Source organism: Flavobacterium sp. HBTb2-11-1, assembly GCF_009826975.1.
GTDB lineage: Bacteria > Bacteroidota > Bacteroidia > Flavobacteriales > Flavobacteriaceae > Flavobacterium.
The window spans coordinates 1-14,303 of the sequence record NZ_WUMO01000016.1; the positions used below are offsets into that span (position 1 = coordinate 1).

At 33.7% G+C, this 14,303-nt stretch carries 13 protein-coding genes; 7 read left to right on the forward strand and 6 right to left on the reverse strand.

Features of this window, described 5'->3' with window-relative positions:
• Positions 1-342: 342 nt before the first annotated feature.
• On the reverse strand, positions 343-1,155 hold the full coding sequence (locus GR162_RS21865) for a hypothetical protein (RefSeq protein WP_160783866.1): 813 nt from the start codon (positions 1,153-1,155) through the stop codon (positions 343-345).
• Positions 1,156-1,350: 195 nt separating this feature from the next.
• On the opposite strand from GR162_RS21865, the gene gcvP reads away from it, so the two are divergent.
• From gcvP to GR162_RS21895, 6 genes are all read left to right on the forward strand, one after another.
• Entirely contained in the window at positions 1,351-4,200 is a 2,850-nt protein-coding gene (gene gcvP, locus GR162_RS21870; protein ID WP_160783867.1) for an aminomethyl-transferring glycine dehydrogenase, read from the forward strand.
• Positions 4,201-4,583: 383 nt separating this feature from the next.
• A complete protein-coding gene (locus GR162_RS21875; protein WP_160783868.1) occupies positions 4,584-5,642 on the forward strand; it encodes a 3-oxoacyl-ACP synthase III family protein in 1,059 nt (352 codons plus the stop codon).
• A 282-nt stretch (positions 5,643-5,924) separates the two neighbouring features.
• Positions 5,925-6,446 (forward strand): methyltransferase, encoded by a 522-nt coding sequence (locus tag GR162_RS21880; protein WP_160783885.1) that lies wholly within the window; start codon positions 5,925-5,927, stop codon positions 6,444-6,446.
• 128 nt (positions 6,447-6,574) lie between these two features.
• Positions 6,575-7,423: a glycosyltransferase family 2 protein gene (locus tag GR162_RS21885; RefSeq protein WP_160783869.1), complete on the forward strand. Its 849-nt coding sequence runs from the start codon at positions 6,575-6,577 to the stop codon at positions 7,421-7,423.
• Between the two features lie 79 nt (positions 7,424-7,502).
• Positions 7,503-8,249, forward strand: coding sequence for an ABC transporter permease (locus GR162_RS21890; protein ID WP_012022541.1), 747 nt, complete (start codon positions 7,503-7,505; stop codon positions 8,247-8,249).
• Positions 8,249-9,013 carry an ABC transporter ATP-binding protein gene (locus GR162_RS21895; RefSeq protein ID WP_111364526.1) on the forward strand — a complete coding sequence of 255 codons (765 nt, stop codon included), beginning with the start codon at positions 8,249-8,251 and terminating at the stop codon, positions 9,011-9,013. Before GR162_RS21890 ends, GR162_RS21895 begins: the two co-directional genes overlap by 1 nt.
• A gap of 135 nt (positions 9,014-9,148) precedes the next feature.
• On the opposite strand, the gene GR162_RS21900 is transcribed toward GR162_RS21895, so the two are convergent.
• The 5 genes from GR162_RS21900 to GR162_RS21920 form a co-directional block, all read right to left on the reverse strand.
• A complete protein-coding gene (locus tag GR162_RS21900) occupies positions 9,149-9,763 on the reverse strand; it encodes a SprT-like domain-containing protein (protein WP_160783870.1) in 615 nt (204 codons plus the stop codon).
• Positions 9,764-9,775: 12 nt separating this feature from the next.
• Positions 9,776-10,144, reverse strand: coding sequence for a four helix bundle protein (locus GR162_RS21905; protein ID WP_160783871.1), 369 nt, complete (start codon positions 10,142-10,144; stop codon positions 9,776-9,778).
• 27 nt (positions 10,145-10,171) lie between these two features.
• On the reverse strand, positions 10,172-10,849 hold the full coding sequence (locus GR162_RS21910) for an SDR family oxidoreductase (RefSeq protein WP_160783872.1): 678 nt from the start codon (positions 10,847-10,849) through the stop codon (positions 10,172-10,174).
• Positions 10,850-10,884: 35 nt separating this feature from the next.
• Positions 10,885-11,862, reverse strand: coding sequence for a M20/M25/M40 family metallo-hydrolase (locus GR162_RS21915; protein WP_160783873.1), 978 nt, complete (start codon positions 11,860-11,862; stop codon positions 10,885-10,887).
• Positions 11,863-11,992: 130 nt separating this feature from the next.
• Positions 11,993-13,135: an acyl-CoA dehydrogenase gene (locus GR162_RS21920; RefSeq protein WP_160783874.1), complete on the reverse strand. Its 1,143-nt coding sequence runs from the start codon at positions 13,133-13,135 to the stop codon at positions 11,993-11,995.
• Between the two features lie 495 nt (positions 13,136-13,630).
• On the opposite strand from GR162_RS21920, the gene GR162_RS21925 reads away from it, so the two are divergent.
• Entirely contained in the window at positions 13,631-14,206 is a 576-nt protein-coding gene (locus GR162_RS21925) for a chalcone isomerase family protein (protein WP_066033497.1), read from the forward strand.
• Positions 14,207-14,303 lie beyond the last annotated feature (97 nt).

Consider the following 14,303-nt stretch of genomic DNA (forward strand, 5'->3'; position numbering starts at 1 on the left):
ATTTCGACGGAGGAGAAATCTTCACGAGTAACTCTACAAAGATTTGCGACATTCTGTACGGAGCTACTTGTGGAGATTTCTCCTCCGTCGAAATGACAAGATTGTGCAAAATATCTAGTAACATAATTTATAAGAAGGCTTTCACTTAAAACTATAAACAGTCAAAAAATAGACGATCAAATTATTTCTTAAAAATGAATCTTCTCATTTTACGTTTTGCGTGAGGGATAGAAGCAAGCTACCGAAGTAGCGCGGATAGCCCGACCCCGATAATACGAGCGGGCGAATATGCTCAAAGTAATTTTGCCCGCTTGTATTATCGGGGGCACGCCCAAAATATCTTTATAAAAAAACCACCATCAGCCACCAAAAAATTGGAACAGCTTCAACCCAAAAAGAAGTATAATATTTAGATCGGTTTGGATTGGCGAAAATGATAAAAAGCATGAGCATAATAACCATTATCAAATTGATAAATGCATCATGATAATTAAAAGTTGATACGAAAATCTCTAAAAACCAAAACGGAACTAAAAGTGAAAGTCCTAAAATCTTGGTTCTTTTTACTCCGATTGTCTGCGGAACGGTTTGCAAATGCGGATCGTCATTGGCTAGATCTAAAATTTCAAAAACCAAAATCAGTACAAAAACCAATATAAAACGCTGAATGCATTTGATAAAGAAATCTGTCGTAAACGGTATTTCAGCATTTATTAATGGTAAAACTAAAGTTGCTCCAACCCAGCAAATTGCCACAATATAGATTTTTACGCCAGCCCAGTTTCTAGCATTTTTTCTATTTGGAAAAAAAGGTAAAGTATAAAGCGCCGTTATGGCAAAAATTCCGACCGAGACTATTTGCGTAATTCTCTTTAAATGAAAAAAATAATACCCAACCAAAATAAGGGAAACAAAACTCAAAACAGCAATAATTTTTAGCTGAGTTCCAATCGGATTTTTTTTTACGCGAACCAGTGCGTCATATTTTACGAAATTATATCCTACAATTGTTCCAAAAAAAACAAAAAGTGCCATGGGTTCATCATACTGAATATGAAATACATGAAACGTTATTCGCACAAGTGCATAACACGACAAAGCTACATGAATACTGCTATTCAGGTAAAAATCTAAGAAGCGTTTTGATACTATCATACCTCAAATCTAATCTTTTATTAACAAATCATATCATTAGTTAGAAATTTGATAAAAAATGAAGTTAAAAATACCTATTAAATTATTAATAATACTTAATTTTGCGCCACAAAAAACAACACATTTACTTTTAAATGTGATTCGTACAGCAAAATGGTGTTCGAACACATTAATTTAAAAAACTTAGATAGCTACATGAAAACAGATGCTTTTGCTTTAAGACACATTGGTCCAAGAGAAACCGATCTTCAGCATATGCTGAAAACTATTGGAGTTGACTCAATCGAGCAACTTGTTTACGAAACCCTTCCGGACGACATTCGTTTAAAAGCACCTTTGAATTTAGATCCTGCAATGACAGAGTATGAATTTGCAAATCATATTCAGGAATTAGGAAAGAAAAATAAAGTATTCAAATCATATATTGGTTTGGGTTATCATCCAACAATTGTTCCTGCTCCAATTCAAAGAAATATTTTTGAAAATCCAGGATGGTACACAGCTTACACGCCTTATCAGGCAGAAATTGCTCAAGGTCGTTTAGAAGCTATTTTGAATTTCCAAACTATGGTTATTGAATTAACTGGAATGGAGATTGCCAATGCTTCTCTACTTGATGAAGGGACTGCTGCTGCAGAAGCTATGGCTTTATTATTTGACGTTCGTACAAGAGATCAAAAGAAAAACAATACACATAAATTCTTCGTTTCTGAAGAAATTTTACCTCAGACTTTATCTGTACTTCAAACACGTTCAACTCCAATCGGAATTGAATTGGTTATTGGAAACCACGAAACATTTGATTTTTCAAATGAATTCTTCGGAGCTATTTTACAATACCCAGGAAAATATGGTCAAGTAAACGATTACAGCGCTTTTGTTGCCAAAGCAAAAGAAAATGAAATTAAAGTAGCTTTTGCTGCGGATATCTTATCATTAGCAACCTTAACTTCTCCAGGAGAAATGGGAGCTGCTGTTGTAGTTGGAACAACGCAGCGTTTTGGTGTACCAATGGGTTACGGTGGTCCTCACGCTGCATATTTTGCAACTAAAGATGAGTACAAACGTTCTATGCCAGGTCGTATCATTGGAGTTTCTGTTGATACAAACGGAAACCGCGCTTTACGTATGGCGTTAGGAACTCGTGAACAACACATTAAACGTGAAAAAGCAACTTCTAACATTTGTACTGCTCAGGTTTTATTGGCAGTTATGGCTGGAATGTATGCAGTTTACCATGGACCAGAAGGATTAAAATACATTGCAAACAAAGTTCACGCATCTGCAGTTACTGCTGCTGAAGCTTTAAATAAATTAGGAGTTTACCAAACTAACTCAGCTTACTTTGATACAATCTTAGTAAAAGCTGATGCTCAAAAAGTAAAAGCTGTTGCTGAGAAAAACGAAGTAAACTTCTTCTATCCTGATGCTGAATCAGTTTCGATTTCATTTAACGAAACAACTTCGATTTCTGACATCAACCAAATTATTGCGATTTTTGCTGAAGCTTTAGGAAAAGAAACTTTTACAGTTTCAGAATTATCTACTGCAAGTCAATTACCGGCTTCATTAGAAAGAACATCTTCTTTCTTGACACATGATGTTTTCAACAATCATCATTCAGAAAGCCAATTGATGCGTTACATCAAAAAATTAGAGCGTAAAGATTTATCATTGAATCACTCAATGATTTCACTAGGTTCTTGCACGATGAAATTAAACGCAGCTTCTGAAATGTTGCCTCTTTCAATGCCAAACTGGAACAGCATTCACCCATTTGCACCAGTTGAGCAAGCTGAAGGTTACATTACAATGCTTAAAAAATTAGAGCAGCAATTAAATGTAATTACTGGATTTGCTGGAACAACTTTACAGCCAAACTCTGGAGCTCAAGGAGAATATGCAGGTTTAATGGCGATTCGTGCTTACCACATGTCAAGAAACGAAGGTCACCGTAATGTTTGTTTGATTCCTTCTTCAGCTCACGGAACAAATCCTGCTTCTGCAGCGATGGCTGGAATGAAAATCATTGTTACGAAAACAACTCCAGAAGGAAATATTGATGTAGAAGATTTAAGAGCAAAAGCTATTGAACACAAAGATGACTTGTCTTGCTTAATGGTAACTTATCCTTCTACTCACGGAGTTTACGAATCTTCAATTATTGAAATCACTAAATTAATCCACGAAAACGGCGGATTAGTATATATGGATGGTGCAAACATGAACGCGCAAGTTGGATTAACAAATCCTGCTACTATTGGTGCTGACGTTTGTCACTTAAACTTACACAAAACATTTGCTATTCCTCACGGTGGTGGTGGACCTGGTGTTGGACCAATTTGTGTGAATGAAAAATTAGTTCCGTTCTTGCCAACAAACCCAATCTTAAAAGTTGGTGGCGAGCACGCAATTACTGCTATTTCATCTGCACCTTACGGATCTGCTTTAGTTTGTTTAATTTCTTACGGCTACATCACTATGATGGGTGCTGAAGGATTAAAAAGCGCTACAGAGCATGCAATCTTGAATGCTAACTATATGAAAGCGCGTTTCGAAGGACACTACCCGATTCTTTATACAGGAGAATGTGGAAGAGCAGCTCACGAAATGATTTTAGATTGCCGTGCATTTAAAGAAAACGGAATTGAAGTGGGTGATATCGCAAAACGTTTAATGGATTACGGTTTCCACGCTCCTACAGTTTCTTTCCCTGTGGCAGGAACTTTAATGATTGAGCCAACTGAATCTGAAGATTTAGCTGAGTTAGATCGTTTCTGTGATGCACTTATTTCAATCAGAAAAGAGATTGAAGCAGCAACAGCTGAGGACACAAACAACGTATTAAAAAATGCACCTCACACTTTAGCCATGTTAACTAATGATGCTTGGGATTTCCCTTACTCAAGAGAAAAAGCAGCTTATCCATTAGATTACATCGCTGATAATAAATTCTGGCCATCTGTTCGTCGCGTAGATGATGCTTATGGTGACAGAAATTTAGTTTGCAGCTGTGCTCCTATTGAAGCTTACATGGAAAGCTAAAATTTAGTTTTCTTATAAATATTTACAAACCCGACAGGTTTTTTAAAAACTTGTCGGGTTTATTTTTGGTCTCAGGTTTCAAGTTATGTCAACTTGAAACTTTTTTAGACAGAAGAAATCTGATTTAAAGAAACATAACTTTCTGCTAATCTTTTGTGAAATTATTATCGAGAAATTGAAATTACAGCAAAAAAACTTTAACTTCAAAATCCTCTTCAATCGTTTGAAATCTAGGAAATATTAAAAAATCATTAGAAAAAAAACAATATATCAATCTAAAAATAGTTATTTCATAATTATATGCATGCATACTATTTTTTATGATAGTTATCATAATATTATTTATACATTAGCAATAAATTTATCGGATAATAAAGGGAAAAATGAAAATAAAAATAATTGGTATTGGGAGCTATATTCCTAATTTAGAAGTAAAAAACACAGACTTTGACAAACATATTTTTTTAAATGAAGATGGAACTCCATTTGGTTACCCGAACGAAGTTGTTATTAAGAAATTTAAGGGCATTACAGGAATTGAAAATCGCCGTTATGCAGAACCGCAATACAATGCTTCTGATCTAGCTTTCTTTGCTGCTGAAAAAGCGATTGCAAATGCTGCAATTGATGCTGAAACGTTAGACTATATCATCATCGCTCATAATTTTGGAGATGTAAAACCTGGAACTACGCAATCTGATATTTTACCGAGTTTAGCAACACGTGTTAAAAACAAACTAGGAATTAAAAATCCTAAGTGTGTGGCTTATGATATTATTTTTGGATGTCCAGGATGGATCGAAGGCGTTTTGCAAGCCAATGCTTTCATTAAATCTGGAATGGCAAAAAGAGTAATGGTTATTGGAGCCGAAACGCTATCAAGAGTGGTTGACGATCATGATCGCGATTCGATGATTTATTCTGATGGTGCCGGTGCTTCAATCTTAGAAGCTTCAACAGATGAAACAGGATTATTGGCTTACGAAAGTGCCACTTACGCAACTGACGAAGCTAATTATCTTTTCTTTGGGAAATCATACAATAAAGATTTAGATCCAGATACGAAATACATTAAAATGTATGGACGTAAAATCTACGAATTTGCTTTAAGCAATGTTCCGTGCGCAATGAAAAGCTGTTTAGATAAAAGCGGAATTGCAATAGATGAAGTTAAAAAAATCCTGATTCACCAAGCAAACGAAAAAATGGATGAAGCGATCATCGAACGTTTCTACAAATTATACGACAAAACAGCTCCTAAAGATATCATGCCAATGAGCATTCACGATTTAGGAAACAGCAGTGTAGCCACTGTACCAACTTTATACGATTTAATTCTTCAAGGAAAAGTTGAAGGCCACGAAATCAACAAAGGTGACGTTCTTATTTTTGCTTCGGTTGGAGCAGGAATGAACATTAATGCTTTTGTTTATCGATATTAAAATTTAAACTCGAGTGAAATAATCTCGCAAAGACGCGAAGTCGCGAAGTTTTTTTTAACCATATAAGTAATATAAGACATATTAAGTTTTCTCTTAATTGAACTTAGATTACTTATATGGTTTATTTTTTTATCAAAACTTTGCGACTTCGCGTCTTTGCGAGAAATTCATTTTAAAACTTAGCACCTCAACTGAATACTAAAAACTGAACACTGAATACTTTTTTAGTATATTTGCGACCTAATTAACAATTCATGAACGAGAGATTCGTTCGCAATGACTATGTACGAAAAAACGTTTCCGAATAAAAGATTCAAACTTACTTTAGAGTTTTTACAAAAACACGTTAGCACATCAGAGACCATTTTTGATTTTGGAGTTCCAAATCCATTTTCTAAAATAATGGAAGAAAACGGATACAAGGTAAAAAACACTAAAGGAGAAGATTTAGACAACGATCATACTGCTTTACAAACAGAAGAATATACTGTTTTTACAGCTTTTGAAATTTTCGAACATTTACTAAATCCATACACTATTTTGCAAAACGTAAAATGTGATAAATTATTAATTTCAATTCCGTTACGCTTATGGTTTTCGCCAGCATATCGTTCTAAAACCGATATGTGGGACAGACATTACCATGAATTTGAAGATTGGCAATTGGACTGGCTTTTAGAAAAAACGGGATGGAAAATAACAGACCGTCTGCAGTTTACACATCCAGTTAAAAAACTTGGATTAAGACCTTTGTTACGATATTTCACTCCGAGATATTATATTGTTGTTGCTGAAAGAGCCTAACGGCAAATTCCAATAAAAAAATTCCAAATCCCAAATTTGGAAAGCTTATAAAACAAATCCCAAATTCCAATTGAACCCGGTTTGATTGGAATTTGGAATTTAAAAATTGGGATTTAAATTGAAAATTTATGAAGTATTACATTGTTATACCCGCACACAACGAGCAAGATTTAATTGGCCTGACCTTACAATCTTTGGTTTCCCAAACCGTTTTGCCTTCTAAAGTTGTAGTCGTAAATGATAATTCAACCGATAAAACAGAAGAAGTTGTTTTAAGTTTTGCAAAAGAAAATCCATACATTTCTGTTGTAAACAAAACTTCAGATGCGATTCATTTGCCGGGAAGCAAAGTAATTCAGGCTTTTCAGAAAGGTTTTGAAACTCTGGATTCTGATTATGATATTATTGTAAAAATAGATGGCGATTTAATTTTTCCTCCAAACTACTTTGAAACCATAATCAAACATTTCGAATCTGATCCAAAAATCGGAATGGTCGGCGGATTCTGCTATATTGATAAAAATGGCGAATGGGTTTTAGAAAACCTAACCGATAAAGATCATATTCGAGGAGCTTTAAAAGCGTATCGCAAAGAAACCTTTCTGCAAATTGGCGGTTTAAAACCAGCAATGGGCTGGGATACTGTAGATGAATTACTATGCAAATATTACGATTGGAAAATAGTTACCGACCAATCTTTACATGTAAAACATCTAAAACCGACTGGTGCAAATTACAACAAAACAGCTCGCTATAAACAAGGCGAAGCTTTTTATACTTTGGGTTATGGTTTCTGGATCACGGCAATTGCTTCTGCAAAATTGGCGATGATGAAGAAAAAACCATTTCTATTTTTAGATTACATTAAAGGATTTATGAAAGCTAAAAACGCCAAAACACCTTTACTTGTAACTCCTGAACAAGCTAAGTTTATCAGAAATTATCGTTTGCAAAAAATGAAAAAAAAGTTAATTTGATTCGGAAACGTGCCGAAAACTCTTAACTCATAACTCAAAACTCATAACTTCTTTTTACCTTAGCCAATATTTAAAACTTATGATGCTAATTCGTTATTTATCCCAAATAGGAAAATATTTTTTAATGCTGAAAGAAATTTTCAATAAACAGACCAAATGGCCTGTTATGAAAAATTTAATTTTCAAAGAAATAGACGATTTGATTATTGATTCACTTGGAATTGTCTGCTTTATTTCTTTCTTCATTGGAGGAGTTGTTGCCATTCAGACAGCCTTAAACTTAACCAATCCATTAATCCCAAAATATTTAATTGGTTTCGCGACACGTCAGTCTGTAGTTTTGGAGTTCGCACCTACTTTTATTTCGGTAATTATGGCTGGAAAAATGGGATCTTACATCACTTCGAGTATCGGAACAATGCGTGTTACAGAACAAATTGACGCTTTAGAAGTTATGGGAGTTAACTCAGTAAACTATCTTGTTTTCCCAAAAATTATAGCTTTATTGATGTACCCTTTTGTAATTGGGATTAGTATGTTTTTAGGAATTTTTGGAGGATGGCTTGCTTGCGCTTACGGAGGATTTTCAACGGGAGCAGATTTTATTATGGGAGCTCAGAAAGATTTCATACCGTTTCATATTACATATGCCTTTATCAAGACTTTAATCTTTGCTATGTTATTGGCAACAATACCATCTTTTCATGGTTATTATATGAAAGGCGGTGCATTAGAAGTTGGTAAAGCAAGTACAACATCATTTGTATGGACATCTGTTACTATTATCCTTCTAAATTATATATTAACTCAATTATTATTAGGATAATGATAGAAGTAAAAAATATAGAAAAATCATTTGGCGACAGCAAAGTTTTAAAAGGCGTTTCGACGGTATTTGAAACTGGAAAAACCAACTTGATTATCGGACAGAGTGGATCTGGAAAAACGGTTTTATTAAAAACGTTGTTAGGAATTCACACGCCAGACTCAGGAACAATTGAATTTGACGGAAGAGTGTATTCTGATCTAGACAAAGACGAAAAACGTGACTTGAGAACTGAAATCGGAATGGTATTTCAAGGAAGTGCTTTATTTGACTCCATGACTGTTGAAGAAAATGTAGCTTTTCCATTAAAAATGTTTACTAACAATAGCAAAGCACAAATCAAGGAACGTGTTGATTTTGTTTTAGAAAGAGTAAATCTAGTTGACGCACATAAAAAATTACCTTCTGAAATTTCTGGAGGTATGCAGAAACGTGTGGCGATTGCACGTGCTATTGTAAACAATCCGAAATATTTATTTTGCGATGAGCCAAACTCAGGTTTAGATCCAAATACTTCGATTTTGATTGATAACTTGATTCAGGAAATTACAAAAGAATACAATATCACTACCGTAATCAACACGCACGATATGAACTCTGTAATGGAGATTGGCGAAAATATTGTTTTCTTAAAGAAAGGATTAAAAGCTTGGCAAGGAACTAAAGAAGAAATCTTTAGAACCGACAATGAAGCAATCGTCAAATTCGTTTATTCTTCAAACTTATTTAAGAAAGTACGTGAAGCGTATTTGAAAGGATTATAATCTTTTAAATTCCAATATTTAAAATCCAAATTCCAAAAATAAGAATACTCAAAATACAAATCCCTAATTCCAAGTCTACTACAATTGGAATTTGGGATTTTTTTATTGACTTTTCCAGTAATTGGAAATTGGATTTTAAATATTGGAATTTTTCAACGTTATCAATTCAACTTCCGCATTTGGATTAAAAAGATACGTTTTTCCAGAGCTGATTTCTAAACACTCAAAACGTTTTGTACGAACGGCTATTTTCTTAAAAACTTTACCATTTTTGATTCTAAAAATACTTCCATAGGGAATTTCAAAAACATAGTTCTTGTCGTTCTCTTTGTCATATTGCTTTAAAGCCAAAGAAAGAGTTGTATCTGTATCACTACTTGCTGAAGGATTTTTGAAATGCCTCGCCAACAAAGGTAAAATATGTCCTGGAAATATTTCTGGCCGAATAAATGGAACCATCAATCTTTGAAAAGTAAATTTCCATTCATTACCATGCGGTTTTATATTTCTTCCAAACCTTTCAAAAGCAACCAAATGCGCAATTTCATGAATTAAAGTGATTAAAAACCTGTATTTATTCAAACTAGCATTAACCGTAATTTCATGCTTTCCACTCGGACCACGTCTATAGTCACCATGACGCGTCTGGCGTTCGTTTACAATTTTCAAATGCACCTGATTGGCCACTATCAAATCGAAAACGGGTTTTACCGCATGTTCTGGAATATATTTAGCTAAAGTTTCGCTCAATTTAATTATGAATTATGAGTTTTGAGTTATTAGTTTTTTCTTTGACGTTATGATTATACTTTTTATGATCTTTAGCACTTCCTCACATTGCTTATGCATTGATTCAAATTCAGCTTTGGAAATATAATTCGTAGCAATCAATATTTCCAACCAATACATTGATTCATCACATTCCTTTTGAGAAATTGATAATTTATAAACAAAATCGGGTTTGCTTTGTGCGTTAACAGCTTCACGAACGTTCGCCCCAACAGAAGTAATAGAACGCAAAAATTGTTTACTCATTACAAATTCCTTTCTTTCCATAACTAACCATTTGTAAAAATTAACTCCTCTTACAGCTAATTCAAAACTTTTAGTTTTCACAATACTCTCACTCATAATTCATAACTCATAATTTATAATTTACTAAGGGTTTGTTGATGAAACTTCAAGAACCTTTCCGTTATAATATTTATTTCCGTTAAGCGTAAAATCATAAATGTACGTTGCCATTCCCTCTGCCGAAATTGGCGCTTGATAACCAGGGAAAGCTTCGTTTAGCATTTCGGTTTGAACAGAACCCAAAGCCAAAACATTAAATGAAATTCCTTTTTCTTTATATTCTTCTGCTAATAATTCAGTCAAAGTAATTACAGCTCCTTTACTCGAACTATAAGCCGCTAATCCAGCAAATTTCAAACTTCCACGAACTCCGCCAATAGAACTAATCGTAACGACATGACTTCCTTTTTCTAAATACGGAATACAGATACGGGTTAAATTCGCCACCGCAAAAACATTCACTTTATAAATGTTTTCAAAATCTGCTTGGGTTGTTTCTGCAAAAGGTTTCCAAATTAGAGCACCGGCATTATGAACCACTGCATCTACTCTTTTCCATGTTGAAGAAAGAAAACTTTCCACCTGATCCAAAGCAGTTTCATCTGCCAAATCAACAGACAGACAAGTTATGTTTTTATTTTCTAAAAGTGCTTGCGGTATTTTTCTGGAAATGGCCAAAACTTGATGGCCGGCTTCAGCAAATTTCAAGGCTAATTCATAACCAATTCCTCTGCTTGTTCCTGTAACGATAATATTTTTCATGGAGCAAAAATAATCAAATGCTGTAAAACAGCCTCTTATTTATTCATGGTTATTTCTTGCGTAGGCGAAACCGCAATTTTGGTAACGGCTGGCAATAACTCTTGTGTGAATCTAGTTATATGAGGAATGTCCATTACTTTAAATTCATCCGAAACATGATGATAAAAATCAAAATTTTCAAAATCAAAAGTACTTAAAGATTGACATGGTTTGCCAAAAGCTTGAAAGAACGAATAATTATCAGAACGATAAAACAGCTGATATTCTGCTTCTTTTGGCAAAAAGCCGATAGTATTTTTACCAGTGTACTCGTTTATTTTTTGCGCCATATTCGATTTATCAAAACCAGTAATATAAGCTAGGTAATCTCGTTTCATTGGCACACCGATCATTTCAATATTCAATTGCGTATAAAGATTGAAGTTTTGTTTTTTCAATTTCTCAACTAAACTTTTAGATCCTAATAATCCTTTTTCTTCTCCAGCAAAGAATACAACTAAAATACTACGCTTATTCGATTTAGTTTCGCTAAAATATTTTGCCATTGCCGCTACAGAAGTTACACCCGAAGCATCGTCGTTTGCGCCATTATTTATTTTATCGGCTTGCTCTTTTTTCTCTAAACCAATATGATCATAATGCGCACTCAGCACCACAAATTCTTTTTTTAATTGAGGATCTGTTCCTTCAATAACTCCAACAATATTAAAAGCTGGCGAATTAAAATTGGTCAAGGTATCTCTGTACGTTTTAAAATAAGGCTTGATTTTATTTTTCTTTAAAAAGTCTTCTAAGAAAACAGCTGCTTTCTCTATTCCTTTCGTTCCGGTTTCACGCCCTTCCAATTCGTCAGAAGAAAGATATTTCAGGAAATCTGAGATTTCATTTTCTTTTACTTTATAACTGATTTCTATTGGCTTTGAATCTGTTTTTACTTCATTTTCCTTTGTCGTTGAAGTTCCCGATTTACAGGCTAAAAAAATAAATGGAAGCAAAAGGTATAGCTTTCTCATAGTTTTCTGTTTTATTGATGATTGATAATAAAATTTTAGACTATAAACTTATGAAAAGTAATACAATATTCATAAAAAAACCCTTTCAACTAAAAGCTGAAAGGGTTTAAAAATATATTCTAAAGATTATTTATCCAGCAATAACCGCTCTGGAAATTACAATTTTCTGAATTTCAGAAGTTCCTTCATAAATCTGAGTAATTTTTGCATCGCGCATTAAACGCTCTACATGATATTCTTTTACATATCCGTTACCTCCGTGAATCTGAACAGCCTCAACTGTTGTATCCATTGCAACTTGCGAAGCAAAAAGCTTAGCCATTGCACCGCTTACGTCATAACTCTTATGCTGATCTTTATCCCAAGCTGCTTTCATACATAAATGACGCGCAGCTTCAATATTAACTGCCATATCTGCCAATTTAAAAGCAATTGCTTGGTGGTTGCAGATTTCAGTTCCAAAAGCTTTACGCTCTTTAGAATATTTCAGAGCCAATTCATAAGCTCCAGAAGCAATTCCTAAAGCTTGAGATGCAATACCAATTCTACCTCCAGCAAGAGTTTTCATCGCAAATTTAAATCCGAAACCATCCTCACCGATTCTGTTTTCTTTTGGAACTTTCACATCAGAAAACATTAAAGAATGCGTATCAGAACCACGAATTCCCATTTTTTGTTCCTTTGGACCAATTGAGAAACCTGGCATATCTTTCGTCATAATCAAAGCATTGATTCCTTTGTGCTTTAATTCTGGATGCGTCTGTGCAATTACCAAATATACAGATGCGGTATTTCCGTTTGTAATCCAGTTTTTTGTACCATTAACTAAATAATGATCTCCCATATCGATTGCTGTCGTTTTTTGCGAAGTTGCATCACTTCCAGCTTCAGGCTCGCTTAAGCAAAAAGCACCGTGAATTTCTCCCGAAGCAAGGCCTGGCAGATATTTTTGTTTTTGCTCTTCAGTTCCATATTCTTGTAATCCCCAGCAAACTAATGAATTATTTACCGACATTACAACCGAAGCAGAAGCATCAACTTTAGAAATTTCTTCCATTGCAATCACATAAGAAACAGCGTCGAGACCGCTTCCTCCATATTTAGGATCAACCATCATTCCCATAAATCCAAGCTCACCCATTTTTTTGATTTGCTCAGTTGGAAAAATTTGTTTTTCGTCACGTTCAATAACTCCCGGCAATAATTCATTTTGAGCAAAATCTCTTGCTGCCTGTTGAATCATTAAATGTTCTTCGGTAAGATTAAAATCCATAGTAGTTTATTTTAAATGTTTTTCTCAACCAGATTTCAAACAGATTTCTTTAGTTGATGATTTTTTTATGTTTTTTGTGTTTTTTCGATGCCTTATTTTTTTGTGCAAAGGCTTCCAAAGATAATTTTTTAATGTTTAAATTACAATGCATGCATATAAAATTAATAGATCAGCAAAGATTACGATAACGTTTTCGTTATTATTTATCTTTTTTTTCAAAAGAGCATTAATTTGACAACAATTTCTATAAAATCTCTCATTCAAAAATGAGCTTAAAAAGCGTTTTTAAAATCAGAAAAATGAAATTTTTTATCACTCCAAAAATTAAACAATTCTTAAAATCAGTAAAACTACGTAAACCTACTCTTACTAAATTGATTGCTAATGCAATACAAAAATTAAACATGAAAATTTTAGTAAAAAAACATTTTCAATGTGACCTAAAAATTAATAAATTACTATTATTTTTGCCCTAAAAATAAAAAATTGATGAATATGAAAAAGATTTTACTTTTACTGACAATCCTTCTAAGCTTGCAATTTTCTACTGTTTCAGCACAAACTCAAATCGATGTTAATGGTGTTACAGTTCCTAGAAAAATAGAATTTCAAGGCAAGTCATTACAATTAAATGGAGCAGGCGGAAGATCAAAAATGTGGTTAGAAGTTTATGTTCAGGCATTGTATTTATCTCAATTAACTCAAGACCCGCAATTCATTATTGACAGTGACACAGAAATGGCTGTGAGAATCGAAATCACTTCTTCTATGGTTTCTTCTAGCAAATTAACAAAAGCAATGAATACAGGTTTTGAAAAATCTGCTGGTGCAAATTTGGAACAATTGCGTCCTAGAATTGAGCAATTAAAAAGCTTTTTAAGCGATGCCATTACAGAAAAAGATGTTTTCATTTTAGCGTACAATCCGTTAGACCAAAATGTTTATGTGAGTAAAAATGAAGTTTTAAAAGGAAAAATTCCTGGATTCGATTTCAAAAAAGCATTATTCGGAATCTGGCTTTCTGACAAACCAGTAGACGAAACTTTGAAAAAACACTTATTAGGACAATAATTCTTAATTTTTTAAATATTCGAAAAGCCGAAAACCAAATAGTTTTCGGCTTTTCTTTTTTGTTTTATAAATTTGATGCAAAATACATTATTCGCAT

Bases quoted from the DNA above. Each gene is read 5' to 3' on its own strand.
- GR162_RS21875 (WP_160783868.1), top strand. From the start codon at position 4,584: ATGAAAATAAAAATAATTGGTATTGGGAGCTATATTCCTAATTTAGAA.
- GR162_RS21880 (WP_160783885.1), top strand. From the start codon at position 5,925: ATGTACGAAAAAACGTTTCCGAATAAAAGATTCAAACTTACTTTAGAG.
- gcvP (WP_160783867.1), top strand. From the start codon at position 1,351: ATGAAAACAGATGCTTTTGCTTTAAGACACATTGGTCCAAGAGAAACC.
- GR162_RS21890 (WP_012022541.1), top strand. From the start codon at position 7,503: ATGATGCTAATTCGTTATTTATCCCAAATAGGAAAATATTTTTTAATG.
- GR162_RS21910 (WP_160783872.1), bottom strand. From the start codon at position 10,849: ATGAAAAATATTATCGTTACAGGAACAAGCAGAGGAATTGGTTATGAA.
- GR162_RS21865 (WP_160783866.1), bottom strand. From the start codon at position 1,155: ATGATAGTATCAAAACGCTTCTTAGATTTTTACCTGAATAGCAGTATT.
- GR162_RS21915 (WP_160783873.1), bottom strand. From the start codon at position 11,862: ATGAGAAAGCTATACCTTTTGCTTCCATTTATTTTTTTAGCCTGTAAA.
- GR162_RS21885 (WP_160783869.1), top strand. From the start codon at position 6,575: ATGAAGTATTACATTGTTATACCCGCACACAACGAGCAAGATTTAATT.
- GR162_RS21920 (WP_160783874.1), bottom strand. From the start codon at position 13,135: ATGGATTTTAATCTTACCGAAGAACATTTAATGATTCAACAGGCAGCA.
- GR162_RS21905 (WP_160783871.1), bottom strand. From the start codon at position 10,144: ATGAGTGAGAGTATTGTGAAAACTAAAAGTTTTGAATTAGCTGTAAGA.
- GR162_RS21925 (WP_066033497.1), top strand. From the start codon at position 13,631: ATGAAAAAGATTTTACTTTTACTGACAATCCTTCTAAGCTTGCAATTT.
- GR162_RS21895 (WP_111364526.1), top strand. From the start codon at position 8,249: ATGATAGAAGTAAAAAATATAGAAAAATCATTTGGCGACAGCAAAGTT.